Below are 24,518 nucleotides of genomic sequence, written 5' to 3'. Positions count from 1 at the left end.
ACGAAACGACCCCTCCCTCCGCTCGCCTACCGATCGCCGACGAACTCGAGCGAAAGCGCCGATTCACCGAGGGCCGCATCCTGGTCCTCGCCGCGATCATCGCATCCGCGTTCACTCTGCGCATCGCCGTCACCGCCTTCACCCCGCTGGCCACCCGGATCGGCGCGGAGATCGGCTATTCCACCGCCGTCGTAGGCGTCTTCGGCATGATCCCGACCGCCATGTTCGCCCTCGCCGGACTGCTGACCCCGATCTTCGTGCGGCGACTCGGTCTGGAGAGAACCGCCCTGACCGCGATGCTCATGACCGGTGCGGGCTCCGCCGCTCGCGCGGTGGTGCCGGACACCTGGGAACTGTTGACCTTCTCCGCACTGGCCCTGACCGGCATGGGTATCGGCAATGTGGTGATCCCGCCGCTGGTGAAACGATATTTCCCGGACCGGTTGGCGCTGCTGAGTTCCGCCTACATCGTGATGGTGCAGCTGGGCACCGTGATACCGGCCCTGGTCGCCGTGCCGATTGCCGACGCCCACGGCTGGCGCATCTCACTCGGCCTGTGGGCCTTGATCGGTTTCGCCGCCGCTCTGCCGTGGTGGGGTGTATTGCGCGCTCGCCGCGGTCGCGCCGAAACCGACACCACCGCGTTACCCGGACACGAGCGGCCGACCGGCAAGGTCCGGCGTTCGCCGGTGGCCTGGGGAATGGCCGTCATGTTCGGTATGACCTCCCTGACCACCTACTCGATCTTCACCTGGCTGCCGACGATCTTCACCGACGCGGGAGCGAGCGCCTCGTTCGGTGGCACCATGGTCGGTGTCTTCGCCCTGATCGGCCTGGTCGCCGCCTTGACCTCACCGCTGATCGTCGGTCGTGTCACAAATCCGTTCCCGGTCGCGCTCGGCTGCGCCGTCTGCTATTTCATCGGCTTCGCCGGACTGCTGTGGGCACCGATGAGCGCCCCGCTGATCTGGGTGCTCCTGACCGGTTTGGGACCGTCGACCTTCCCGATGGCGCTGACGCTGATCAATCTGCGCACCCGGACCGCCGCCGGTTCCGCCGCCCTGTCGGGCTTCACCCAGGGCATCGGCTACACCGTCGCCTGTATCGGCCCGCTGCTGTTCGGACTGTTGCACTCCTCGACCGACGCCTGGGAGCTCCCGTTCGCCTTCCTCGGCGTCACCGTGTTCGTCATGCTCATCGGTGCCTGGCAGGCCTGTAAACCGCGTATGCTCGAGGACTCCTGGAACTGATTCGGCCGCATCCTCTTTCGACCTACCGGGAACCAACGGACACGAGGCATATCGACCGCATGGGCGCTCGCCGGTGAGCCGAGTGGGCGGCGAGACACCGGTCACGCCTCTTCGCGACACGCCGACTGTTTATCCTCGACCTGCCGGGGAATCCGCATCGCGACCGGTGACGATACCGGGACCGATTGGGGAGACGATCGACAATGACAGCATTCATGAACGCCGACCAGTCCAGGTTGGAGCACAAGGGCGCTTCCGATCCGGAACCGGAGGCCATCTGGCCGGATCCCAGCCCATTGGCGGATTGGTGGGCGAAGGTTATGCGAACCGGCACGTAATCCACCCACCGGCGAGGGCTCCGAATCGACCGAGTCGAGGGGGCACCCCCGCCGAGACGACGTGATCGATCGATGGATGCCCCGGGTCGCCGATCGAAATACATTGACGCCGATCGAAATACATTGACGGGGAAGAGTTATCGAGCAATTCGACAATGACGGCCCGGTGCCGATATCGTCACCGGGCTCTGTCGGGGCACCTCACGTGTGGTCGATACTCGGAGAAGTTGCGGAAGGTCGGCGAAAATGGCCGGCGAATGCATTCGAATCGATTGCGCCCCTCAGGGTCCGAAGGAAAATCCGGTTCCGGTCTCCCGGAGGCGCACTGCGCGGAAGTGGCCGAAGCGGAAATCCGGTGCGAAAGCCGATTCCCGAACCCGCTGCCGAGCAACCGATTACCGCCGGCCGACCGGGCATTCCCGGCCGGCGCTGTGGTCAGCCGCCGAAACCGACCAGGGCCGAAGCCAGGTCGGGTACATCGAGTGCCCCGAGCGCTCGCTCGCGGATATCCGGACAGGTCTGGGTGGTGACGGTGTCGACAACGGACTTGTCGGTGAGAACCTCGTCGTTGAGGCCATTGTTGCGGGCCGCCCAGTTCTGCACCGTGCCGTTGAAACCGACCCGGGCCACGATGGAGCCCTGATTCTGCCAATTGTCGATCTCGGTGCCGATCATGTCGCACAATTGCCGGGCCGCCTCGGGGGTGACGGTGTCGTCTTCCGCCTCCGGGCCCGTGGTGCCGGTCGGGAGAAGAGTGGTGGTCGGCGACGCCGCGGAGCCGTTGTCGTCGTTATCGGAGCAACCTGTCGCAACAGCACCCACCACCAGGGCGGCCGTGAGCAGGGCGAAACGAGTTCTGCGGGTGTGATGCGACATATTCTCTCCTTCGATAGGGCAAATTGCCTGGTGCGGGCATACCCGCTTCGTGAAAACCGAATCGTCACCACGAAAGCCGCCGAGGGCGGCCGGTGAATCCAAACGAATGGGGCGGGACAGCCCACGGCGGTGCGGGGGCTCGCGAAGAGCCGCCACACCGCCGCAGGTCGCTCACGGGTCAGAAATAGTGCCGGCGGCCGGCGATCGGGCGGCCCGCCGCTCCGGCTACGGCCAATACCGCGCCGATGAGGAGCAGGATGACACCGACGGTGGTGAGCAATCCGATATGGAGCAGATAGCCGACGACGAGCAGCACGAGTCCGAGGACGATCATGACGAGTTTTCTCCTTATTCGATATCCGGCCGGTTCTATTCGGCCGTGGCCGCGCCGCGCGGCGTGCCCTTGTTCGACCTACGCAGGAAACGGTTCATCGACCACACCGGCTCGCGCGTACCGGTACCCGCTGCCACGGGCTCCTGCTGGTTCGCGAGATCCCGCCGGGTCTCCACCCTCTTACGAGTGGACCGTCGAACACCGGCGAACAACATGCTCACTCCCAGGCCTCCGACCACACCGACGATGAGGCCGATGATAAAGAGTTCACCGGTGGTTCCGGCGAAGGTGTAGTCGAAAACCGAGAATTCACTGTCCAATTGGTTGATCTCGCTGGTATTGACCGCGACACCGGCGACACCCGCCGCGACGGCCGCGACGGTGACGACAAGTCCGAGAATGATGAGCATGGCAATTCCCATGGGTCGAGGAGCAATACGCTTCCGCAATTCCCGGTAAGAGAAATGTCAAACCCGGCGATTTCCTCGCCGCCGGTACAATATGGCGACCGCCGCGAGAACCGATGCCGGCTACGGTCGCCCCCTCCGGATCGATGGAATTTCCGATCCTCGTGACCACCCCGACCGGGAGTCAGGAGTCGTCGCGCCAGTAGCCCGGGCCCGTACCCGGATCGATATTCGCCACGTCCGGTATCGGATCCATCTTCGGCGCATCGATGAGTTCCACACCGCCGGCCACACCGGTCCAGGGCAGATCGATCTCGGTGGCCACGAACCATGCCCGATCCGCGGGCCACAGGCCATGCGGACAATCCATTCCCGAGTGTTCCGAATCACCCTTGTTCGAGGAGCGACCCTCGTACCGATGGACGCTGTTATCCCCGGGCTCATCGGCGAGAAATGGCGCATCGACGCCATACCGACATACCCCCTGGCCTGCGCAGAGAACGAAGAAGGCTTAGTCTGTCGACTGCGTTGCCGGGCTATGGCCCCACCCGCCCGCGAAGAATCCATCGAACGATGGTCGGATGGGCGTAAGCGCGACCTGGTTCCGGAGGGAGAGTTATGGCGGTGCTGCAAAGCGACGGGGACTCGGGGGACAAGGCGTCCGAGGTGGAGCCCCAGGGTGACGGCCCGAAAGCGCTGAGCCGTCAACTGGCCAACCGCCACATCCAGCTGATCGCAATCGGTGGGGCGATCGGCACCGGGCTGTTCATGGGCTCGGGTAAGACGATCTCGCTGGCCGGGCCCTCGGTGATCCTCGTCTACATGATCATCGGGTTCTTCCTCTTCTTCGTCATGCGGGCGATGGGGGAACTGTTGCTGTCGAACCCGGAGTACAAATCGTTCGGTGATTTCGCCGGCGATCTACTCGGGCCGTGGGCCGGGTTCTTCACCGGTTGGACCTACTGGTTCTGCTGGGTGGTCACCGGAATCGCCGATGTGGTGGCGATCGCCGGGTATGTCTCGTACTGGTGGCCGGATCTACCCCTGTGGATTCCCGCTTTGACCTGCATTGTCGTTTTGTTGCTGTTGAACCTGCCGACGGTGCGCGCCTTCGGCGAAACCGAGTTCTGGTTCGCGCTGATCAAGGTGCTCGCCATCGGCGCGCTGATCGTGACCGGGCTGGTGATGGTGCTCACGGGCTTCACCGGCGACAGCGGGAGTACGGCCGCATTGACCAATCTGTGGAACGACGGGGGTTTCTTCCCGACCGGTCCGATGGGTTTCGTGGCCGGATTCCAGATCGCGGTCTTCGCCTTTGTCGGAATCGAACTGGTGGGGACCACCGCCGCCGAGGCCAAGGACCCGGAACGCACCCTGCCCCGCGCGGTGAACTCCATCCCGATCCGGGTCCTGCTGTTCTATGTCGGCGCGCTGATCGTGATCTGCGCGGTGACGCCATGGCGCCAGGTCTCCCCCGACACCAGCCCGTTCGTGGCGATGTTCTCCCTCGCCGGTCTCGGTATTGCCGCGAGCGTGGTCAACTTCGTGGTGCTGACCAGCGCCACATCCAGCGCGAACTCGGGGATCTATTCGACCTCCCGAATGGTGTACGGCCTGGCCGGCGAGGGCGACGCCCCCGCCCTGCTCGGGAAACTGTCCCCGCGCCGGGTCCCGGCCAACGCGCTGCGCTTCTCGTGCGCATTCCTGCTGATCGGGGTGGTGCTGCTCTACGCCGGACAGTCGATCGTCGAGGCGTTCACCGTGGTCACCACCATCTCGTCGCTGTGCTTCATGTTCGTCTGGACGATGATCCTGGCCAGTTATCTGGTATATCGCCGGCGGCGCCCGCATCTGCATGCCGCGTCGACGTTCAAACTTCCCGGTGGGGTCCCCATGGTCTGGGCCGTGCTGGCGTTCTTCGTCTTCCTGATCTGGGCGCTCACCCAGAAGAACGACACATTGACCGCCCTGTTGGTGACGCCGGTCTGGTTCGCCGTATTGGCCATCGCCTACCTGATCGTGCGGCGCAGCCCCCGCCACAGCGCACTGCGGGCCCGGCATAGGGAAAAGGTTCTCGCCGAAACCGAGGCCGCCCGCCGCTGACCCACCCCGCAGAACGGACACCGACGTGCACGAGGCCTTCTACCTCCCGGACCCGACGGATCCCCAGCGGTTCGTCTCCACCGAGCTCACCCGTGGGCCGTGGTCACCGGACGCGCAACACGCCGGCCCACCGTCGGCGCTGCTCGGTCATGTGATCGAGCGGTGCGAACCACGACCGGACTTCCGGATCGGCCGCGTCACCGTCGAGATCCTCGGCCCGGTGCCGCTGGTCCCGCTCACCGCTGCGGCCCGCCTGGTGCGTCCGGGCCGCAGCGTCGAACTCGTCGAGGCGACCCTGTCCACCGACCGGGGCCCGGTGATGCGGGCGAACGCGTGGCGGTTCAAACAGGCCGACCCGCCGCTCGACCTACCCGAACATTTCCTACCGACCGGCGGGCGCCCCGGCCCCGACGAGGCGCCCGCACCCGAGCCGTTCCCGTCCACCCAACCGGTGGGCTTCCACACCGGTATCGAGTACCGCTTCGTCGCCGGATCCTTCACCGAACCCGGTCCCGCGACCTGCTGGATACGACTCGAGTACCCGATCGTCGCGGGCACCACGCCCAGTCCGGTGGAACGCGCCCTCGCCGCCGCCGACTCCGGCAATGGCATCAGTGCGCTCCTGGACTGGGAGCGCTATCTGTTCATCAACACCGACCTGACGGTCATCCTGCATCGCCAACCCGCGGGCGAGTGGATCTGTCTCGACGCCGTCACCCATCCGCAGCCTCACGGTATCGGTCTGGCCGAAGCGGAGCTCTTCGACGAGAAGGGGCCGCTGGGCCGCAGCACCCAGACTCTCTTCCTCGGCCGCCGCTGATGGCCCCCATTCGAGTGGGCCGAGGTCGAGAATGGTCTTCGCAGCAATACCGCGGGCATATCTTCGACGACTCTTCGACGACGTCGCGAAGCGGATCTCGGGGCGCGGTATCGATAGCAGGGTGGTTACCGGTGCGGGTTCACCGGGATAGTGGTATTCGCATGTCGACGGTCGTACCGCCGGCGGAGGAGGTGATCTCCACATCGGGGATCAGAGTGCGGATAATGGCCATACCACGGCCGCGTATCGGATCGGGCGGGGCATCCGGGGGTTTCCATCTGCCGTGATCGGCGACGGTTATCCGCAGGTCACCGGGGGTGAGCGCGGCCCGCAGCCGAATGATTCCGCCATCACCGCGATGCCCGTGCTCGATGGCGTTGCTGCACGCCTCTCCCACGGCGAGCAGCACATCGTAGACCTGACGCTCATCGAGCGAACAGCGGGAAAGCCACTCGCGCATCGCGTGCCTGACCTCGGCCAATCGGTCGGGCTTCGCCGGGAAGTTCAGTTCGAACCGACTCGGCGGACTTTCCAACCCGGACGGGCGGGGTGTCGTCACCTCAGCTGCCTCCCTACGGTCTCACCAACGGACGGTGTCGGCGACGGACCCGCGGTGTTCGACATGGTGCGCACTGTAAACCGCGCGCTCGTCGTTTGCCATACCCATTCGCCCACCCCGCATGCGGCCGAGCGATGGTGATCACGTCGAGCCCATCCTTCACGGTTTGCCTGCGCGGGACCAACGGAAACGTACGACGGTGGGGTACCCACCGGCAGCGGGATCATGAGAACCGATGGTGGTCGATATCCGATCGGTGAGTGTCGACACGATATGCCAACCGAAACTGTCCTCGTCCGGGCCGGCCGCGGACACCGTGACGGCGGACACGGTGACATCCATGGAGGATTCGTCGTAGGCGAAGGCGCAGTCCAGCTCGGAGTCGGGCGCCGCGTCCTGCAGGAGGGCGGTGGCCACCTCGTCCAGGGCCAACCGCATATCGGCGACCTCGTCGAGACCGAAATCGGCGATCAACGCCACAGTTTCGGCGAGTGCTCGGAGCATGACCAATTGCTCGTAGACCGCGGGAACGCGCACCCCGATCGTATTGGTCTGCGCCGACGAGGAGGGAAAAACGTTCTCGCCTTTGCCCATATCCGACCGCTCCTGAATGCACTGCTGCCAAGTCCGGATCGCCAGCGTACCCGCCCACGGTCCGAATACGTGGTACGGGCCACTCCCCCGATTCGGGAGTGTCCCGATTACGGTCCGCCCGATCGGGTAAGTTGGCTGTGACGACCGCTGAAGCCTCGCTCGCATATCACGCGATGGGGCTCGATGCTGCAGAGGTGGAAAGTGGCGAATTGCAACCTGGGAGGTCTACGGTGAGCGGCGAGGGATCGTCTCGCATACTCGATGTGCAGGTGCGCACCGAGGACGGCACCGAGATCGTCACCGTACACGGGGAGGTCGACATGTCCTCCGCGCCGCAGTTGCAGACCGCCCTCGAAGAGGCCCAACGCCGCGGGAAGCCGATGATCGTGGATATGTCCGAGGTCGGTTTCCTGGGATCGGCCGGTCTGAGCGCGCTCCTGGTGGTCTCGGAAGGCCGTGAGGACCGGCTGCGTGTGGTTGCTTCCGACGCCGTACGTCGCCCTATCGAACTGACGGCATTGGACAAGCTGCTCGCCGTCTACGATTCGCTGGATGCCGCGCTCGCCGCGGGAACCAACACCGCGGCGAACTGAACCGGCCGATCCGCCGCGCGCCTATCGGGCGCGCGGCAGTCGCACCACCTGCACGAAGAACTCATCGATCTGTTTGATGGCGGCCACGAACTGGTCGAGATCCACCGGTTTGGTGACATAGGCGTTGGCGTGCAGTTTGTAGCTGCGCAGAATATCTTCCTCGGCGGCCGAAGTGGTGAGGACGACCACCGGGATATGTGAGAGTTCGGGGTCGGCCTTGATCTTCTCCAGCACCTGCCGGCCATCGTATTTCGGCAGATTCAGGTCCAGCAGGATGAGATCCGGACAAGGTGCGTCCGCGTACTCGCCTTGTCGATACAGGAAGTCCAGCGCCTCCTGCCCGTCACGGGCGACATGCAGGGTGTTGCCGATCTTGTTGTCCTCGAACGCCTCCCTGGTCATCAGTTCATCGCCCGGATCGTCCTCGACGAGGAGGATATCGATCGGCCGGCCCGGCGACATGCTCATGTGGTGGCTCCTTCTGTGGTGGATCCCGGTGTGGCGGTGGACGTCGACACGGCCCCGGCCTGTTCCGCGTCGACAGATATCGCGGTGGATTCATCCGCGACCACGGGGGCGACGGCCCGGAGGGTGAAGCAGATGCGGGTTCCCTCGGTGTACTCGGTATCGATCCAGATGCGACCGCCGTGGTATTCGACGATCTTCTTGCACACGGCCAACCCTATGCCGGTGCCGCTGTATTCGTTACGAGCGTGCAGGCGTTGGAAGATGACGAACACCTTTTCCGCGAATTCCGGTGCGATACCGATACCGTTATCGATCACCGAGAACAGCCGACCGGATGGATCGTCATCGAGCGGTTCGACGGTGATCCGCACAACAGGCGTCAGATCGGCCTTGCGGAATTTGATCGCGTTGCCGATGAGATTCTGCCACAGCATGATCAGCAGCGTTGCCTCGCCCATGATCTCGGGCAGTTGCTCGGGCCGCTCGACAACGGCGTCGGTGTCCTCGATCAGGCCCGACAGATTGGTCAGCGCCTTCTCCAGTGGGCGGTCGAGACGGACCGGTTCGATTCCCTCACTGAGCCGGCCGACGCGGGAGAAGGTGAGCAGATCGTTGATGAGCACCTGCATGCGTTTGGCGCCGTCGACGGCGAAATCGATGTACTGTTTGCCACGTTCGTCGAGTTGAGAACCGTAGCGCTTCTCCAACAACTGACAGAACGAGGCGACCTTGCGCAACGGCTCCTGCAAATCGTGCGAGGCGACATAGGCAAACTGTTCCAGCTCGGCGTTGGAGCGCCGCAGCTCCTCGGCCTGTAGATCCAGATCGGCCTTCTGCTGTTGCAGCAGCAGCCACTGGGACCGCGAGGAACTCAGCTCGGTGACGATGCGCGTCCGCATATCCTCGACCGCCGCGGCGACCTGGACCACATCCGCGGGTCCCCGACCATCGATGTGATGGTCGAATTCGCCGTTCGCCACGCGCAGCGACGACTTGGCGAGCTCGGCGAGCGGGCGGATGACCAGCCTGCGCAGCAGCACGATCAATACGGTGCCCGTCAGCAGGAAAACGAGCACCATGCCGACCAGTACGCCATTGCGGATGGCGCGGGCTCGGTCCAGGGCCCGGCCGTCCTCTACGACGGCGGCCGCCAAATGATCGTTCTGGGCGGTGAACGCGGCACGCATGTGGTCGAAGACGGTTTTCGCGTGCGCGGTGGTCGCGGCGCTGCGCGCGCGAGCCATATCAGCGCTCGGGGCCGCGGCGAGCGGGTCGGCGTACTCGGTGCGCCACTGCCGTACTCCGCGCTCGATTTCGTCGAGGTCGGCCAATAGATCCGGTCGATCGGCCAACAACTCGCGCAGGCGCCCGGCCGCGCGCTCCTGATCCTGTTTACCCCGCATATAGGGCTCGAGGAACTCGGGATCGGCGGCGATGGCATAGCCGCGCAGACCCGTCTCCTGGTTGATCAGCGCGCTCTGCAATCGATAGGCCTCCGCGGATGCGGGCAGCGTATGCTCCACCAGCCGATCGGTGACGTGATTGGTGTGGCCGATGACCTGGGCTCCGGCGACGGCACCCAGCAGAACGAGCAGAATCATCAACGCGAACACCAACTGGAACCACAGTTGCGCGGTCATCCTGGCGACCGGTCCGGACTCCATGTTCGTCATGGCAGTTCGCCTCTCCGCGGGTCGTTCCAACGCAAATAGAGAATGGCCAGGTCGTCGTCCAGTCCGCCGGCCTCGGAGGCCAGGTCCTCCACTCGGCCGATCAACTCGTCGACGAAGGCCTCCGGTCCTTCCACCGCAACCGCCCGGGCAATATGCAGCAGACCGTGCTCACCGAGCCGCGCGCCGTCTCGACCCACCCGGCCCTCGAACAGGCCGTCGGTGAACAGCATCAGCCCGGTCTCGGCGGCCGACTCGATCTCGGTGGCGGGCCACTGCGCGCGGTCGGGCATGAACCCGAGCGCCGGGCCGCCGGGAACCTCGAGCCACCGCAGCTCGCCTCGGGCGTGCTGCAGCATGCCCGGGTGACCGGCGCGCCGTATCAGCACTCGTCGGGTCGACGGGTCGAGGACCAGACTCGTCGCGGTGGCGAAGGTCAGCCGATCGGTCCGCTCGGCCAACAGCACCCGTTCCAACAGCCGCAGCTGCCGCGACCCGGTCACCCCGGTGAGGACCAGTGTGCGCCAGGCCAGCCGCAAGGCGACGCCGGTGGCGGCGGCATCGGGGCCATGACCGGAGACGTCACCGATGATGGCGTGCACGAGGCCGTCGGAATCCTGCACCACATCGTAGAAATCGCCACCGAGCAGCGAATGCGCGCGACCGGGTCGGTATCGGGAGATCACGTCCACCGCACGGTCGGCGCCCAACAGCGGAGTCGGCAGCAGTCCCCGCTCGAGACGAGCGTTCTCCTGCGCCCGCATCCGACTCGCCTGCAATGCTGCGCCGGCGCGTTCGACCTGTTTGCGCTGGATGGCATAGCGCACGGCACGCGCGAACAGTTCCGGTTCCACCCGACCTTTGACCAGGTAGTCCTGCGCCCCGGAGGCCAGGGCCGCCAAACCGGTGCGTTCCTGGTCGAGTCCGGTCATCACCACCACCGCGACCTGATCGTTGTGCGCGCGGATCCGGGCCACCGCTTCCAGCCCTTGGGCGTCGGGCAGATGCAGATCGAGCAGGACACAGTCGGGGGTTTCCACTCGCAGCCGGTCCGCCGCCTCGGCGAGGGTGCGTACCCATTCCAGACGCAGACCGGGTGCCGCATCGGCGACCAGCTCCTCGACCAACAGGGCATCGCCGGGATCGTCCTCGACCAGCAGTACACACGGTTCCCGATCGAACCCGCTCATATCGGTGGTCACATCGATATGAGCGTCGAAGGCATCACTGCGCACGACCACCACCGAAACCCTCTCGGACAGCGGAAGCGGCCATATCGCCACATCGGGCAGCGGTGACCATCGATATGCCGATCGTGAATACGGCGATCACGCAGATCTCGTCAGGATGCACCGACACCATGGCCTCCGATCACACAAGCAACGACGCGCCGTGGCGCGCGTCCACAGACTCAGCGGCCGGTTGCTGGACCGAGAGGCAGCAGTGATCGTAACGGATGGACGACCGTCGTGGTGAACGGGTTCGGCCGGGTACCGGTCCTACGTGCCAATCGTGGCCCAGGTGAGCCAGAGAATCGGCGGCACACCCACCAGGCCGAGTGCGGCGAATCTCCCGGCCCCGATGGGTACGCCGCGAGCACGACAGCGGTCGGCCCACAACAGCGTGGCCAAGGACCCCCACATGGTGATCAACGGACCGATATCGGTTCCGAGCAGAACCGGCCATATCCGCGCCGAATCGTCTGCGGGAACGGTGGTTTCCATCGCCAGATAGGCGGGCAGATTATTGACCAGGTTGGCCGCGCCGGCCGAGACGAAAACGGTGCGCAGCTCCGAGCCGTCGACCCACCGGGTGAGCAGATCCCCGAGACCGTGGTGCAGTAGAGCGGTGACCACCAGGAACAGCCCTTCGGTGGTGACCACCAGTCGCCACGGCAGCAACTCCGGCCGCAACTGTTCGCGGGCACGCAGGGCGAAAGCGATCACCGTCACACCGGCGCCCGCCGTCGCCGCCTGCCATGGAGTCACCCCCGCGGCGACCGCGGCCGCGAAACCCAGACAGGCCGCCGCGCAGACGAGGCACAGGAGCCGGTCCGTCGGCTCGGCGAACTCCGGCACCTGGTAGCGCCCGCGCAGGCTGCGCACGAAAACCGCACCGAGAAAACCCACGGTCGAAAGCACCGCGACGAGTTGCGGTAATGCCATTCGGCCGGCGAACTCCCATGCCGTGAGCCCGGTGTGGTCGGCGGCGAGCAGATTCGTCAGATTCGATACCGGCAACAGCAGGCTGGCGGTATTGGCCAACCACACCACCAGGAGCGCGAACGGCGCGGCCGCCAAACCGAGTCGCGCCACCGTCGCCAACACCACGGGAGTGAGCAGCACCGCGGTGGTGTCCAGGCTCATCGTGATGGTCGTCACCGTGGCCAGTGCGGCAACCAATACGAACAGCAATGGTGTCGAACCACGGGCGAGCCTGGCGCAGTAATGCGCCGCCACATCGAAAACCCCTGCCCTGTCGGCCAATTCGGCCAATACTGTCACCGCGACCAAGAAACCCAGAATCGGTCCCGCCCGGTGAACGCCGATATCGAGAGCGTCGTCGACGGGCAACCGGCCCGTCACCACAACCAAAGCGCCGAGCACGGCGAGAAACAGCCACACCCGGCATAGCATGCCGGCCGACGAACCGCGCCCCCACCGCCGGCGAACGCCCTCACCCGGTTGTGCGCTCGATCACCTACGTTCGCCGACCAGGGCCGGTCGGTCGAGAAATATCCGGGCCACAGCGGCATCGGATGCCGCGAGCGCATCGCGGTCGTATGTCGATGTCGTGACGAGGAATTCCTCGGCCCCGGTTCGTTCGGCCAACTGTTCCAGGCGCCGCCGTACCGTCGCCGGCGAACCCGCCACCGTGCGCCGCAATGCCTGGTCGACCCGGCGTCGAATCTGCTCGCTCCACCGTTCGGCCTTGATTGCGGCGACGGTTTCCAGGGCCCGGAACTCACCGGTGCTGCGGGACCGCGCCAACGCCCACGCCTCGGGGAGGGCGAGCTCACGGGCCTGCTCGTCGGTATCGGCGACGAGAACGTCCACCGCAATGGTCACCGAGGGGTGATCGGCTCGTGGGCTCGGCCGGAAATCGCGTCGATAGTTCGCGAGCAACTCCGCCGATTCCGGGCGATCCAGGACGGGTCCGCCGAGGACCACCGGCAACCCCAGCCGCGCGGCAACGGTGAGCCCTTTGCCGGTGGCCAGGACGAACAGCGGGATGACGGTTTCGGTGACCGGGTGCGCGGTGATCGGCGCCCGCCGATCCAGATAATCGCGCACCTGTGCGATATCCGCCTCGAACCGGTCCGGCGCGGCGCTGTCCTGGCGCAGCGCTTGCCGCACCGGTGCGGTGAATGCGAGCGACCGCCCGAGGCCGAGATCGATCCGCCCTGGGTACAGGGCCTCCAACATCAGAAACTGCTCCGCGACCACCAAGGGTTGGTGATGCGGCAGCATCACGCCCCCGGATCCGATCCGAATCGAGGACGTCCGCGCCCCGATCGCCCCCAGCAACACCGGCGGCGACCCGGAGGCGATCCCTGGTACGGCGTGATGTTCGGCCACCCAGAACCGTCCGTATCCGAGGCGCTCCGCCGCCACCGCGCGTTCGACCGTATGCACCAATGCCACGGACTCCGGTTCACCCGCCCGGGTACGCGACCGATCGAGAAGTGATAACCGCACGTCGGTGAAACATCACGCATGTCGATTGTCTTCCGCGGGCTCGTCCGGCTCCGGCAGCGGGCGGTGAATACCGGCGAGGGGACGGGGTACCACGGCGATGTATCTTCCGACAACCCACGAACCGTGGAGGATCGATGACGAATTTCGAGCCTGCGGCTCCATCGCAGCCCCACGCACCCGAGACCCGGCCGGTCGGCTCGTCCGGCACTCGGCGGATCGCTTCGTTCGACAACTATCCGGCCGCGCAACACCTCGTCGACCGGATGTCCGATGCCGGGTTCCCGGTGGAGCACCTACGGATCGTCGGTGACGAGGTGCGGACGGTGGAGCAGATCACCGGGCGGATGACGAACGCGCGATCCGCGCTGGCAGGCGCCGCCGGCGGCGCGTGGTTCGGCCTGTTGATCGGCCTGCTGTTCGGACTGTTCACCAGTGGTCCCGTCGCCTGGATCTGGGTATTGGTGACCACCGTGCTCATCGGTGCCCTGTGGGGCGCGGTCTTCGGGTTCGTCGCGCACTGGTCGACGGGCGGTCGCCGCGACTTCTCCAGTGTGCAGAGCCTCGAGGCGAAGCGTTACGACATCTACGTCAGCGAGTCCCATGCCGCCGAGGCGGAACGTTTCGTCTCGGGCGGATGACGCCGACGCCCACCGACCCCGCGCGAACGGATCAGGGGCTTTCGTTCTTCTCCTCCGGCGGCCGGTCGTGACGAATGCGGGTGCGTCGGCGGCGGGCGCGACGGGCGCCCCGCCCGAGGACGGCGGCGAGGCGGGTATGCGGTTGCCATTCGAGCCCGTTGGGCAACCCCCATCCGAAGCGGACCGCGGCCAGACGCAGCACCAGCGAGAAGAACACGCCCCCGACGATGCCGACCACCGGAACACCGAGATAGGTGCAGATCACCATGATGCCCGCCACCACGGCGGCCACCGTCGCGTACAGGCCGTTGCCGCCGAATACGGCCGGAACCCGACGTAACAGCACGTCACGGGTTGCGCCGCCACCGACCGCGGTGGTGATGCCCAACAGCACGGCCGGTAACCAACCCAATCCCGCGGCGAGCGTTTTCTGGGCGCCGGTGACCGCCCAGAAACCGATGACTGCGGCGTCGAGCACGGTGAACAGGCGGTCCCAGGCATGTTCGCTGAGCGAGATGACGAACGAGATCAGGGTGCCGAGCACGGCGGTGGGTAGGTAGGCGTAATCGGTGAGCGCCACCGGCGGACTCTGCTGGAGCAGGGTATCGCGGATTATTCCGCCGCCGAGCCCGGACACGATGCCGACCACGAGGAAACCGAACAGGTCCAGGCCTTCGGTGCGGGATATGGCACCACCGAGCATGGCGCAGGCGAGCACCCCGGCGAGATCCAGGTAACGGGTGGCCTGGTCGACGGCATCGAGGGAAGCGGCCACCGGAGCAAATTAACACGCGGGCCCACCCATGTCGCCACGGACCGGTCACGGGAGTTCCGCCGATATTTCGCGAACGATATCGCGGGACTACCCTCGAACTGCGTGTTCGTCATCGATGACAACCCGGGGGGATGACAGCCCGGAGGCGATCATGCGTGGACGTCGACTTGCGGTGCTCGGTCTCACGACAATGCTGATCGCGGGACTCGCCGGTTGCGAGAACAAAGACTCGGAACCGGTGGCGACCCGGGTCGGCGCGACCACGCTGCCGCCGGATCAGGTGGCCGGTATCGCGATCACCGAGCAGCAGATCGATCGCGCGGTCGAAGAGGTGGAACGACTCGCCGAGGAATTGCTGGAATCGTCAGGTATCCCGGGGATGGCCGTCGCGGTGGTGCGCAACGGGACCGTCGCATTCCAGCGCGGTTTCGGGGTACGGGACGTCGAGACGGGACAGCCCGTCGGCCCGGATACGGTGTTCCAACTGGCATCGCTGTCGAAACCGATCGGGGCGACGGTGGTGGCGCGGCAGATCACCGCGGGGAAGGTCACCTGGGACACCCCGGTGCGGCAGTTGGCGCCGACGTTCGCGTTGTCGGATCCGTATGTGAGCGACCATGTGACGATCGGTGATCTCTACGCGCACCGCTCGGGGCTGCCCGACCATGCCGGAGATCTGCTGGAGGATCTGGGATACGACCGGACGCAGGTGCTCCAACGGTTGCGGCTGCTGCCGTTGGGTCCCTTCCGCGATTCCTACGCCTACACGAACTTCGGGGTGACCGCGGCGGCGACGGCGGTGGCCGAGGCGGCGGGAACGGATTGGGCGAAACTATCGGAACAGGCGCTCTACGGTCCGCTCGGCATGAACTCTACGAGCTCGCGATACGCGGACTATATGGCGGCCCCCGATCGCGCCGACGGACATGTGCGGGTCGATGGTGAATACCGTCGACCCAACCCGGGCAGACAACCCGACGCACAGTCGCCGGCCGGTGGAGTGAGTTCGTCGGTGGCCGATATGGCGCGCTGGATGCTGATGGTGTCGGCGAACGGATCACATCGACAGCAGCAGCTCGTGGCGCCGGAGGCGCTGTTGCCCGCGATATCCCCGCAGGCGGTGTCGACACCACCTGCTACGCCGACCGCACGGACCGGGACCTACGGATTCGGCTTCAATGTGAACACGTCGGCGGCCGGGCGGGTGGTGTTGAGTCATTCCGGTGCGTTCACCCTCGGCGCATCGACGGCGTTCACCCTGATCCCCTCGGCGGGGGTGGGAATCGTGACCTTGACCAATGCGGCTCCGATCGGGGTGCCGGAGACACTGAACGCCGAATTCGCGGATCTGGTGCAGTTCGGGGAGATCCGGCAGGATTGGTGGTCGCTGTATCGCTCGGTGTTCGACCGGATGAACGCCCCGACCGGAAAGTTGGCGGGTGCGACTCCACCGGCGGATCCGGCCCCGGCACGCCCGTTGGCGTCGTATGCGGGCACCTACGGCAATGCCTACTACGGGCCCGCGACCGTGGCGGTCTCCGACGACGAGCTGACACTGACCTTGGGTCCGCAGAATACGACGGTACCGCTACGACACTGGGATGGTGACACATTCGTGTTCACCCCCTCGGGTGAGGACGCGAGTTCCGGTACGGTCTCCGAGGCCCGTTTCGAGGACGGGACCCTGACCCTGGAGTACTACGACACCGCGGGGATGGGGACGTTCACCCGTTCGTGACGACCGTTCCGCGTCGGGAAGGCGGCTCGGCTCATTCTCCCGACAGGTCGGCGGACAGATCCCGCGCCCGGGCCCCGTCGGGAACCCGAACCTCGGCGACCGCTTCGGGGCGGTCGTCGAATTCCAGGCGCAGCGCCCGACACATGGTGGCGTGCATGTCGTACAGGGCGGTGATATAGGTCAGCTGCAGGATCTCCGGGTCGCTCAGATTTGCCCGCAACACCGCGAAGACCTCATCCGGAACCCGCCCACCGTCGAGGACGAGACCGTCGGTATAGGCCAGGACCGCTCGCTCGAGTTCGGAGAAACACGTGCTGATCTGCCAGTGCGGGATGGCGGCGATCTTCTCCTCGGGCGCCCCCAGCGAACGCATCTGTTTGCAGTGTTGGGAGAACACGAACTGGCTACCGCGGGCGTACCCGGCCCGACACTGCCCCAGTTCCCGCAGTGTCGGATCCAGCGTGGCCTTGCGGTAGAGGGCGAAACCCTGGACGGCGTGACGGAAGACATCCGGCGATTGCGCGAAGACGGTCCACCAGTCACCGGGGGTGCCGTGGACGGTGCCGTGGTCGACGGCGGGGTCCTTGTCGGGGCCGAACAGGCGATCGTAGAAGAACAGGATCTTCTCGTCGGTGACTTCGGCACGGGGCACTTCACGCAGACGCGGCATCGGGGGTGTTCCTCTCGGGTGGTGTGAAGGGCACGGGAATGGTCGGGGTTTGCGAACGTCGGTGCGCGAGTGTTGTCAGTGACCGGTCGGGACGCGGCGATCGGTGGCGGTCTTCGGTTCATGGGATACATCGGCTTCGGTGAACTTCCTGGTCCAACAAGCGAATTCGAGCAGCACACCGTCCGGGTCCCGGAAATAGAACGAACGCACGAAAGTACCCGGATGCACCTCTGGTGAGACCCCCGCCGCACTATCGTCGTGGTTGAGTATCCGGCTGACCCGGATGCCCTCGGCCCGAACCCGTTCGTAGTACTCGTCGAACAGTTCCGCCGGAACCGTGAACGCCACATGGTTCATCGACCCCACCGCGCTGAGCAGCTCTCCCTCATCGGGTAGCCCCTTCGGCGCCGCGAGTCCGGGCGCGGCATCGGGCGCATCCGCGAACCAGAAGAAGGCCAGGGTGTTTCCGCCACCGCAGTCGAAGAAGAAGTGTTGTCCCATATCGCCGGGCAGTTCGACGGTCTTGACCAGCGGCATGCCGAGGACGCCCGAATAGAAGTCGATCGTTCGTCGCATATCGGAGCACACCAGAGCGAGGTGGTTGATTCCGCGTAGGTCGTATTTCGGATTGGCGGCGGACATGGCGCTCCTTCCACTGCGGTGCCGATTCGACGGCAGAAACATGACTTGACAGTCATGTCATGTTGTTGGAAAGTGTGGGCCGTGGCGAAGTCGTCTGTCAATGGCCCGCCCACGGCAGTCGAGACATTGACGCCGCGGGGCCGTAGAACGCGCGACGCGCTGTTGGACGCCGCCCGAACCGTATTCGAAACCGTCGGTTTCCTCGATGCCCGCGTGGAGCAGATCACCCGGGAGGCCGGTGTTTCCTACGGCACCTTCTACCGGTATTTCCAGTCGAAGGAAGACATCTTCGGCGAGCTGAGCACGCGACTGTTCGAGGACATGCACCGGTGGGAGCAGAAGACCACGGGCCTGTCCCCCGCCGCCAAACTGATCGCGGCCAATCGGGCCTACTATCGGGCCTATCGGCGCAACGCCCGAATGATGGCGATCGTCGAACAGGTCGCGACCTTCAACGTGGAGTTCCAGCGGCTGCGGCACGAACATCGACGCCAACTCGTCGATCGCACCGCCCGGGCGATCACCCGCTGGCAGGACGAGGGTCTGGTTCGGCCGGGACTCGATCCGCGACTCGCGGCCCGCGCCATGTTCGCAATGGTCGAACACACACTGTATCTGTGGCTGATCCAAGGCGAGGACGCCGACGAGGAAGCACTACTGGACACCCTCGACCGTATGTCCGTCGCTGCGCTCGGACTCGACCCGGACGACGCATAGCGCATCCCCGAAACGCCGTTTCGAAGTTCGGGTCGTCGGATCCGCAACCATCGTGCGGCCCGATTCGGGGTGGGCGCACCGGAACGACCGAAACGGTTGCGGGCGGTCTGCCACCGCACCCGGGCGTGTGACGCGGGTGCGGTGTCGGATACGCACTCGGAAGGTCGTACTACCGGATTCGTGACGCGAAACGGTGATGCACGACCTTCGAATCAGACGTCACCGGGATCCCAGATATCCCCGGGCCCGCCGCGCGTTCCGCCGGGCCAGCCATCCCCGTCGCCGCTCCATCCACTGTCGCCACCACCCGAACTTCCACCACCCGAATCGCCACCGTTGCCGGTGCCGGACCGAGGGTGTTCGTCGGGCCAGAAATCGGGATCATCGGGAAACGGCACGGCATAGGGCACCGGGAGGACCCCTTCCAGCCTGACCGGTCCGCCCCCGGTGGACTTCGAGACGGCTGCGATCGAATCCGTTTCGGCCTCGATAAGGATGAACAGCGGAATGAAAATCTCTTCGAGTTCCGCGAATTTGCTTATGGCCTTGCGAAGGTGTTTGCCGATTACGCTACCGCCCTTGATGAGCATCGATACGGCCATCGGGCTGAGGTGGATCGTGTAGCACAGGTTGCAGAAACCGTGGAGTTCGGCCTTGATCGCAGGAGTATCATCGGATCGCCATTCTTGCTCCAGTTGTAGAAGTTGGCGTGCGGTTGCGTCGAGGTCCAGGACCGCTTCCATGTTCAATCCTTCCAACCTCTTCCTATACAGGACATCCCTGAGTTGCGCAGCCTTGGCCTGGACCTGCTGTTCGGTGATATACGCCATGTTCATTTCTCCCTTCCGGAGCGCGCACCGCTTTCCCGTACGATCCCGGTGATCCTCATCCGGGAGATAATTCCCCTCACAATTGCCACCCCTCTTTCTTTCTTTTCCACGGCAAATCGCGTCCGTCGTCTTCATTCCACTCGATGGGCGTGTTGCACGGATCGTTCGGATCGTTCGGATCGCAAAGCGACCCTCCGCGGGAGGGGTCTCCGGGATACGGAAGAGCGACCGGCGACGGGAACACTCCGACCAATTTGACCGTCCCGTGCCTGGCGTACTTCAAGACGTTCTCTATCCCATCCGATGCGATGTTTATGAAGGACAGCAGCGGCAACAACAGAGCCGCGACCTGAGGTATGTCCGCCGCGCCGGCAGCGAGGGCGCCGGCGAAATAACCGGGATCCGAGGTAATTCTGGATACATCCTCCGAATCGAGGTGAATCGTGTATGACCAGCCGTCCGTTTCGATCTCGATCGGCCGCCTTCTGTCGAAGTCCTGCACCGCCTGCAACACTCGGCGGGCCGTCGCATCGAGATCCAAACCCGCCGCCATGTCGAATCCCTTTGTTTTCCTGTTCTGCAATACGGCGCCGAATTGCGCCACCTTGGTCTGTACCAGTTCTTCGGCTATCTCCACTGTCTTTTCCTTTCTGCGGCAATGTTTTTCCATGAATTCGAGGAATCGGCCATTGCGACAACACCGACCCGGTCGCACCGAACATCTGCCGAATTCGTGACATCAGAATGGCCGACCACTCCTACGGGTCCGCGCACGATCAAGCGAAGACCGACACGACTCCCGGACAACCGAAAACGATCGGCAAAATGCCGAGTAGAACCATCCACAGCGCTCTATCGCGCCACCGAACGGTCGGCACACATACGGTCTACCAGACCGCTACCACATCCATGCGCTGATGAGACAACTACAAGAAACCCCCGAAAGTTATTGTTGCACAATAACTTTGATCATATCTCATACCACTTCCGCGCGATAGGGCATGAACAGAAACACCGTCGGGTCACAAGTTCTCCTGCGCCGCCGATCCGATGCGCCTCGCCCGCAGATGCTCCGCTGTTCGCGCTCGAGCCACCATGCCGCACCTGCCCACAGACGCGAAACGCTCCGATGACCGTGGTACCGACCACGACGATCTCTACTATCCCGCAGGTCCTACGGCGGCGAAGTCGATCGAGACCCGGGTGCCGGCCCGCAGCAGGCCGAACCAACAGGCCCGCAGGATTTCCGCGGACGAGCCCGTACTGCCATGGTGAGAAGCCGAGTTCACGCAGCATGAGCAGGGCCGGTCAGGGGCGCGGTGAGTATGAGGGAACCGCCGAAAACCATGGGACCCAGGGGAGCACCGCTTCGATGATCGGATCGAGGACATCTCCGCCGAGGCCGAGCAACAGCCGGCGAACAGGCGAGCGCGCCGATCAGGAAGGCGATGCGAGAAGACGCTCTATTGTTGTCACGATATCGGCCACGCCGTTGTCCGTCGGCACGACGATACCCAGCTCGGCGAGATTGGCGCGCGTGAGATCGAGACGGTGCCCGACCCGATCGGTGACGTCCTCGTCCCCACGACCACGGGCCACCTTGCGGGCGCGAAGCACCTCGGGCTCGGTCCAGAGCGTGATCAAGGTGAAATCCAGTGCCGGGGACAAGGCGACCCGAAACGGTCGCAGGTGCTCGGGACCCTCGAAGACGTAATCGAAGACGATCCGCTCGAACCCTGCTTCCGCATACACCTCGATCAACGCGGCAGTGGCCCGGAACGCCAAACCGGTAGGACGGTGTCGATCCCGGGTGATGACGAATTCGCGTATCGAGTCGCCGACAAGGCAGACACCGTTGGCCGTGTGGGCCGCCAACTGCCGCCCCACCGTGGTCTTGCCCACCCCTGCCGGGCCGTTCAGCACTACTACGTGAGCGCTCATGAGCGCAGAGCCTGCCACCACCCGCGGGCGCAAGGAACGCAGACGGAACGAAAAAGTCGAAATCGCGTATCTGTCGGTGCGCACGGATATGTTCGGTCGACAGGCCATTTCGCACACTCCGGCCTGTACCGACCTCGGAAGGGCAGGCAATGGACACGGTTCGCGAGCAGGTCACCCAGTTGTTCTGCACTGCAGTCGAGTTACACGGGCTCATCGCCCGGGTGACCGGTCTCGGGGAGGTGACGGTGACCGGTCCGGGCGGGACCACGGTCCACTATCTGGAAAACCTGACCCGTAAGGTCGCCGCCGCGCCCCAACAGGACTGGGCGGCATTGGTCGCCGACCACGTCGGCACCGGTCTGGTCCACTATGAGGTCAACGACGCCGACCGGCTCGAGGACAAGGATTTCGCCGAGATGCAGGCATTGGTGCGCACCCGGCTGTATCCGGATACCGGCCCCGACCACCTGGAGTGTGTGTGCCGACCGCTGGCTCCCGGTCTGGTGCAGCGCGTGGTCCTCGATGGTGTGCATACGATCTCCCCGGTGACCTACCCGCTGTTGCGGAAATGGGAGGTCGATGCGGACGATCTGTTCGCTCTCGGTGAGCACAACACCCGAGGTGACGGCCCGCTGAGCGTCGAGGAGGCCGATTTCCCCGACGGCGCACCACCGTGGTTTCTGCTCGCCGGTGACGACTACACCAGCGCCCATGCGCGGTGGCTCGGTGACTACCCCGATGTCGTCGGCCCGGAGGGAGTGTTGTTCACCGTCCCCGCCGAACTCGGCATTCGCGCCGCCCCCATCGATGGGATCGAAGTGCTCCATGCCGGCAATATCCTGGCCACCCTCGCAGCACACCACTTCGTGAACGAGCCGCAACCGATCAGTCCGCATCTGTACCGATGGTTCGACGGCCACATCGAGCTCGCCGTCCACGTCGAATCGACCGACGGTTCGCTCGTATTGCAGCCCACCGAAGAGTTCACGGCCTTGCTCAACCGGCTCGCCGCCCGACCGCGGTGATACCGGACCCATTGCGGCGGTATCGGGTGGTCGACGAGGGCGGCCGAGATTCAGCGCTCGCGCTCCATACCCCGCTCCCTGTGGGATCTGTCCCGCGCGCCGTTGCTCGAACCGACCGGTGGGTGTCCCCGATGCGGCGTGTCGCTCCCCGGTACCGGCCGTGAGACGGCCAACAGATCCGCTGCCTCCCGGCCGGTCATGGGCAGTATCTCCCCACGTTCCGCCGCTTCCCGCGCCAGACGAGCGTGCTGCGCCAACCGCTCGACGGCCTCACGCTGTTTTTGTCGGGCCGCCCGGGTTCGCCGGTCGCGTTCCTGCTGTTCGATCTCCTGCCGAGCGGCTTCCCGGATCGGCTGCGCCTTCCGCGCTCTCTGTCGCGCCTCTTCGGCTCTCTGTTCTTCCAACTCGCTGTGGCCCCGGAAGTTGTCGCTCATTCGCAGATCACGCCAGTTGCACCACACCGTGCGACCCGCTGGTCCGCCAGCCGGGTTCGGTGCGTTCGAGGGAGGCGACCACATGGGCGTCGAGCCCTACGGCCACATCGGATTTGAGGGTCCGCAGCGCGATCACTCGAGAGGGAAAATACCGGGTGAGTTCGGTGAAGGATGTCGTGGCGGGCCAATGACGGTCCCCGACAAGCCGCCGATAGTTGAGGTCACCCTTGAGGATCACCGTGTCGACCAGCGCCAGATCCGCACGCAGGTCGGTCGGTAGATGATGAAACGACAATGGTGCGCAGTAGAACTCGTGCGTCCGTACCCGTAGACGCCCACCGGTCATGGCCGTGGCGAGTCGGCGGGCCACCGCACGTGGTTGCCCGAGGATACCCGCGAGGCGTTGGAGGGCGGCGAGCAGGTCCGAGGTGGTGGCGTCGGAGACGTAGTAGGGCTGTGGTTTCAGGTGCAGTTCGACGGTCAAGGCCGGGTGCAGCCGCAAGAGGTGGTCGATCAGCACCAGGTCCGGGATCAGCTCACGTCCGGCATTGTCGGCGATCAGGGCAATGGTTCCGGCGATGTGGCGGTTGAGGTGGTCGGCCACCTCGGTGGTGTGATCGTCGAGAATGTCGCCGGGTGCTTCGTGGGCGGTCGGGGGCGAACCGGCCAATCGGAACCCCAGATCGGCACGGTTGCCCCACAGCGCGGCATGAATCAACGCGGCGGTGCGTTGTTCCGGTACGTGGGTGTCGGGCTCGGCCCCGGCGGACAGTTCGGTGTCGAGAGCGGGGTCGGTGAGCTCGGCCTGCTTGCGGGTGAACGGGTCGATCCCCTGCCAGGGCCCCGGACCGAAGTAGCCGACCGCGTCGAGCAGTAGGTGATAGAAGTAGCTTTCCGCCCACAGGAACGGGATATCGAGCCACCGTTGCCCGTAGAACTCCGCGCCCCACCGGTCCCATCGGGGTTTTCCGGGACTGCCCTCGGGTAATGGTTGCACGGTTGCGGTGATCCGGTCGCGCAGCTCCTCCAGACGGTGCCGGGTATCGGGCGGGTAGGGGTGCGCATCGCCTACCTGGTCGATGATGGCGGGGTGGCGGCGGGTCAGCACGCTCCACGGAAACGATTCCGGTTCCGTGGACACGATCGTCGGGACGTCGGGGATACTCGCGGCCATCATGCTCCGTTCGCGGACTGGCGGGGACGATCACAGCTGTCGCCCCGGCGGCACCGACAATCGTGACACGCAACCGTCCGTGACCGGGAAGGCCACCACGCCCACGCCGAAATCGGCGCTCGACACCGGCGCCGACGACCCGGGACCGGCCCGGCTTCGGGACGGCCGGTCCTCGGTGGCGACGACATGGGTCTCTGCCGGAAGTGACCGCCGTCCCTATTCCG

The 24,518-nt window shown here is 65.3% G+C and carries 28 protein-coding genes; 9 read left to right on the top strand and 19 right to left on the bottom strand.

Features of this window, described 5'->3' with window-relative positions; all coding sequences use genetic code 11:
- The first annotated feature begins 77 nt into the window (after positions 1 to 77).
- On the top strand, positions 78 to 1,250 hold the full coding sequence (locus ON32_RS26695) for an MFS transporter (RefSeq protein ID WP_040793823.1): 1,173 nt from the start codon (positions 78 to 80) through the stop codon (positions 1,248 to 1,250).
- Between the two features lie 203 nt (positions 1,251 to 1,453).
- The gene (locus ON32_RS30645) at positions 1,454 to 1,588 is read left to right on the top strand and encodes a hypothetical protein (protein ID WP_281032257.1); all 135 of its coding nucleotides are present in this window, start codon (positions 1,454 to 1,456) and stop codon (positions 1,586 to 1,588) included.
- Positions 1,589 to 2,023: 435 nt separating this feature from the next.
- On the opposite strand, the gene ON32_RS26690 is transcribed toward ON32_RS30645, so the two are convergent.
- The 4 genes from ON32_RS26690 to ON32_RS26680 form a co-directional block, all read right to left on the bottom strand.
- Positions 2,024 to 2,464 carry a hypothetical protein gene (locus ON32_RS26690; protein WP_040793765.1) on the bottom strand — a complete coding sequence of 147 codons (441 nt, stop codon included), beginning with the start codon at positions 2,462 to 2,464 and terminating at the stop codon, positions 2,024 to 2,026.
- Positions 2,465 to 2,642: 178 nt separating this feature from the next.
- The gene (locus tag ON32_RS29430; protein WP_085995279.1) at positions 2,643 to 2,798 is read right to left on the bottom strand and encodes a DUF6131 family protein; all 156 of its coding nucleotides are present in this window, start codon (positions 2,796 to 2,798) and stop codon (positions 2,643 to 2,645) included.
- A gap of 35 nt (positions 2,799 to 2,833) precedes the next feature.
- Positions 2,834 to 3,208, bottom strand: a complete 375-nt coding sequence (locus ON32_RS26685; protein WP_051133727.1) for a hypothetical protein — start codon at positions 3,206 to 3,208, stop codon at positions 2,834 to 2,836.
- Positions 3,209 to 3,389: 181 nt separating this feature from the next.
- Entirely contained in the window at positions 3,390 to 3,575 is a 186-nt protein-coding gene (locus tag ON32_RS26680) for a hypothetical protein (protein ID WP_040793764.1), read from the bottom strand.
- A gap of 248 nt (positions 3,576 to 3,823) precedes the next feature.
- Here ON32_RS26680 and cycA point away from each other — a divergent pair, with 248 nt between their 5' ends.
- Complete coding sequence (gene cycA / locus ON32_RS26675; RefSeq protein WP_245551311.1) at positions 3,824 to 5,308, top strand: D-serine/D-alanine/glycine transporter; 1,485 nt, start codon at positions 3,824 to 3,826, stop codon at positions 5,306 to 5,308.
- A 25-nt stretch (positions 5,309 to 5,333) separates the two neighbouring features.
- Positions 5,334 to 6,128 carry a thioesterase family protein gene (locus ON32_RS26670; protein WP_040793763.1) on the top strand — a complete coding sequence of 265 codons (795 nt, stop codon included), beginning with the start codon at positions 5,334 to 5,336 and terminating at the stop codon, positions 6,126 to 6,128.
- Positions 6,129 to 6,267: 139 nt separating this feature from the next.
- Here the strand turns inward: ON32_RS26670 and ON32_RS26665 are convergent, their stop codons facing one another.
- Positions 6,268 to 6,687, bottom strand: coding sequence for an ATP-binding protein (locus ON32_RS26665; RefSeq protein ID WP_157224394.1), 420 nt, complete (start codon positions 6,685 to 6,687; stop codon positions 6,268 to 6,270).
- Between the two features lie 159 nt (positions 6,688 to 6,846).
- Positions 6,847 to 7,281 carry an ATP-binding protein gene (locus ON32_RS26660; RefSeq protein ID WP_040793761.1) on the bottom strand — a complete coding sequence of 145 codons (435 nt, stop codon included), beginning with the start codon at positions 7,279 to 7,281 and terminating at the stop codon, positions 6,847 to 6,849.
- Between the two features lie 230 nt (positions 7,282 to 7,511).
- Between ON32_RS26660 and ON32_RS26655 the strand changes: the two genes are divergently transcribed.
- Positions 7,512 to 7,874, top strand: a complete 363-nt coding sequence (locus tag ON32_RS26655) for an STAS domain-containing protein (protein ID WP_051133726.1) — start codon at positions 7,512 to 7,514, stop codon at positions 7,872 to 7,874.
- A gap of 21 nt (positions 7,875 to 7,895) precedes the next feature.
- Here the strand turns inward: ON32_RS26655 and ON32_RS26650 are convergent, their stop codons facing one another.
- From ON32_RS26650 to ON32_RS26630, 5 genes are all read right to left on the bottom strand, one after another.
- Complete coding sequence (locus ON32_RS26650) at positions 7,896 to 8,342, bottom strand: response regulator (protein ID WP_040793760.1); 447 nt, start codon at positions 8,340 to 8,342, stop codon at positions 7,896 to 7,898.
- Positions 8,339 to 10,015 (bottom strand): sensor histidine kinase, encoded by a 1,677-nt coding sequence (locus ON32_RS26645; protein WP_083874815.1) that lies wholly within the window; start codon positions 10,013 to 10,015, stop codon positions 8,339 to 8,341. The genes ON32_RS26650 and ON32_RS26645 overlap by 4 nt, the downstream gene beginning before the upstream one ends.
- On the bottom strand, positions 10,012 to 11,202 hold the full coding sequence (locus ON32_RS26640; RefSeq protein ID WP_083874823.1) for a PP2C family protein-serine/threonine phosphatase: 1,191 nt from the start codon (positions 11,200 to 11,202) through the stop codon (positions 10,012 to 10,014). Before ON32_RS26640 ends, ON32_RS26645 begins: the two co-directional genes overlap by 4 nt.
- Positions 11,203 to 11,511: 309 nt before the next feature.
- On the bottom strand, positions 11,512 to 12,636 hold the full coding sequence (locus tag ON32_RS26635; RefSeq protein WP_217998126.1) for an SLC13 family permease: 1,125 nt from the start codon (positions 12,634 to 12,636) through the stop codon (positions 11,512 to 11,514).
- A gap of 72 nt (positions 12,637 to 12,708) precedes the next feature.
- Positions 12,709 to 13,710, bottom strand: a complete 1,002-nt coding sequence (locus ON32_RS26630) for an MsnO8 family LLM class oxidoreductase (RefSeq protein ID WP_051133724.1) — start codon at positions 13,708 to 13,710, stop codon at positions 12,709 to 12,711.
- A 134-nt stretch (positions 13,711 to 13,844) separates the two neighbouring features.
- On the opposite strand from ON32_RS26630, the gene ON32_RS26625 reads away from it, so the two are divergent.
- Positions 13,845 to 14,348: a general stress protein gene (locus ON32_RS26625; protein WP_040793759.1), complete on the top strand. Its 504-nt coding sequence runs from the start codon at positions 13,845 to 13,847 to the stop codon at positions 14,346 to 14,348.
- A 31-nt stretch (positions 14,349 to 14,379) separates the two neighbouring features.
- Here the strand turns inward: ON32_RS26625 and ON32_RS26620 are convergent, their stop codons facing one another.
- Entirely contained in the window at positions 14,380 to 15,123 is a 744-nt protein-coding gene (locus ON32_RS26620) for a trimeric intracellular cation channel family protein (protein WP_040793758.1), read from the bottom strand.
- Positions 15,124 to 15,238: 115 nt separating this feature from the next.
- Here ON32_RS26620 and ON32_RS26615 point away from each other — a divergent pair, with 115 nt between their 5' ends.
- Entirely contained in the window at positions 15,239 to 16,861 is a 1,623-nt protein-coding gene (locus ON32_RS26615; protein ID WP_245551310.1) for a serine hydrolase, read from the top strand.
- A gap of 31 nt (positions 16,862 to 16,892) precedes the next feature.
- Here ON32_RS26615 and ON32_RS26610 read toward each other — a convergent pair whose 3' ends face one another.
- Both ON32_RS26610 and ON32_RS26605 read right to left on the bottom strand, forming a co-directional pair.
- Complete coding sequence (locus ON32_RS26610; protein WP_040793756.1) at positions 16,893 to 17,531, bottom strand: carboxymuconolactone decarboxylase family protein; 639 nt, start codon at positions 17,529 to 17,531, stop codon at positions 16,893 to 16,895.
- A 75-nt stretch (positions 17,532 to 17,606) separates the two neighbouring features.
- The gene (locus ON32_RS26605) at positions 17,607 to 18,173 is read right to left on the bottom strand and encodes a VOC family protein (RefSeq protein ID WP_040793755.1); all 567 of its coding nucleotides are present in this window, start codon (positions 18,171 to 18,173) and stop codon (positions 17,607 to 17,609) included.
- Positions 18,174 to 18,254: 81 nt separating this feature from the next.
- Here ON32_RS26605 and ON32_RS26600 point away from each other — a divergent pair, with 81 nt between their 5' ends.
- Positions 18,255 to 18,890 (top strand): TetR/AcrR family transcriptional regulator, encoded by a 636-nt coding sequence (locus ON32_RS26600; RefSeq protein ID WP_040793815.1) that lies wholly within the window; start codon positions 18,255 to 18,257, stop codon positions 18,888 to 18,890.
- Positions 18,891 to 19,102: 212 nt separating this feature from the next.
- Here ON32_RS26600 and ON32_RS26595 read toward each other — a convergent pair whose 3' ends face one another.
- The 3 genes from ON32_RS26595 to ON32_RS26585 form a co-directional block, all read right to left on the bottom strand.
- Positions 19,103 to 19,720 carry a hypothetical protein gene (locus tag ON32_RS26595; RefSeq protein WP_157224393.1) on the bottom strand — a complete coding sequence of 206 codons (618 nt, stop codon included), beginning with the start codon at positions 19,718 to 19,720 and terminating at the stop codon, positions 19,103 to 19,105.
- 76 nt (positions 19,721 to 19,796) lie between these two features.
- A complete protein-coding gene (locus ON32_RS26590; protein ID WP_040793753.1) occupies positions 19,797 to 20,357 on the bottom strand; it encodes a hypothetical protein in 561 nt (186 codons plus the stop codon).
- Between the two features lie 800 nt (positions 20,358 to 21,157).
- Positions 21,158 to 21,661, bottom strand: coding sequence for an ATP-binding protein (locus ON32_RS26585; RefSeq protein ID WP_157224392.1), 504 nt, complete (start codon positions 21,659 to 21,661; stop codon positions 21,158 to 21,160).
- Between the two features lie 149 nt (positions 21,662 to 21,810).
- Here ON32_RS26585 and ON32_RS27430 point away from each other — a divergent pair, with 149 nt between their 5' ends.
- Positions 21,811 to 22,686: a hypothetical protein gene (locus ON32_RS27430; RefSeq protein WP_051133723.1), complete on the top strand. Its 876-nt coding sequence runs from the start codon at positions 21,811 to 21,813 to the stop codon at positions 22,684 to 22,686.
- Positions 22,687 to 22,736: 50 nt separating this feature from the next.
- On the opposite strand, the gene ON32_RS26575 is transcribed toward ON32_RS27430, so the two are convergent.
- On the bottom strand, positions 22,737 to 23,120 hold the full coding sequence (locus ON32_RS26575) for a hypothetical protein (protein ID WP_157224391.1): 384 nt from the start codon (positions 23,118 to 23,120) through the stop codon (positions 22,737 to 22,739).
- A gap of 7 nt (positions 23,121 to 23,127) precedes the next feature.
- The gene (locus ON32_RS26570) at positions 23,128 to 24,294 is read right to left on the bottom strand and encodes a damage-control phosphatase ARMT1 family protein (RefSeq protein WP_085995278.1); all 1,167 of its coding nucleotides are present in this window, start codon (positions 24,292 to 24,294) and stop codon (positions 23,128 to 23,130) included.
- Between the last annotated feature and the right edge of the window lie 224 nt (positions 24,295 to 24,518).

Source organism: Nocardia paucivorans NBRC 100373, from assembly GCF_000308675.1.
Taxonomy (GTDB): Bacteria; Actinomycetota; Actinomycetes; order Mycobacteriales; family Mycobacteriaceae; genus Nocardia; species Nocardia paucivorans.
The sequence above is the reverse complement of the archived record's forward strand: the minus strand, read 5'-3'. Positions and strand labels throughout refer to the sequence as shown.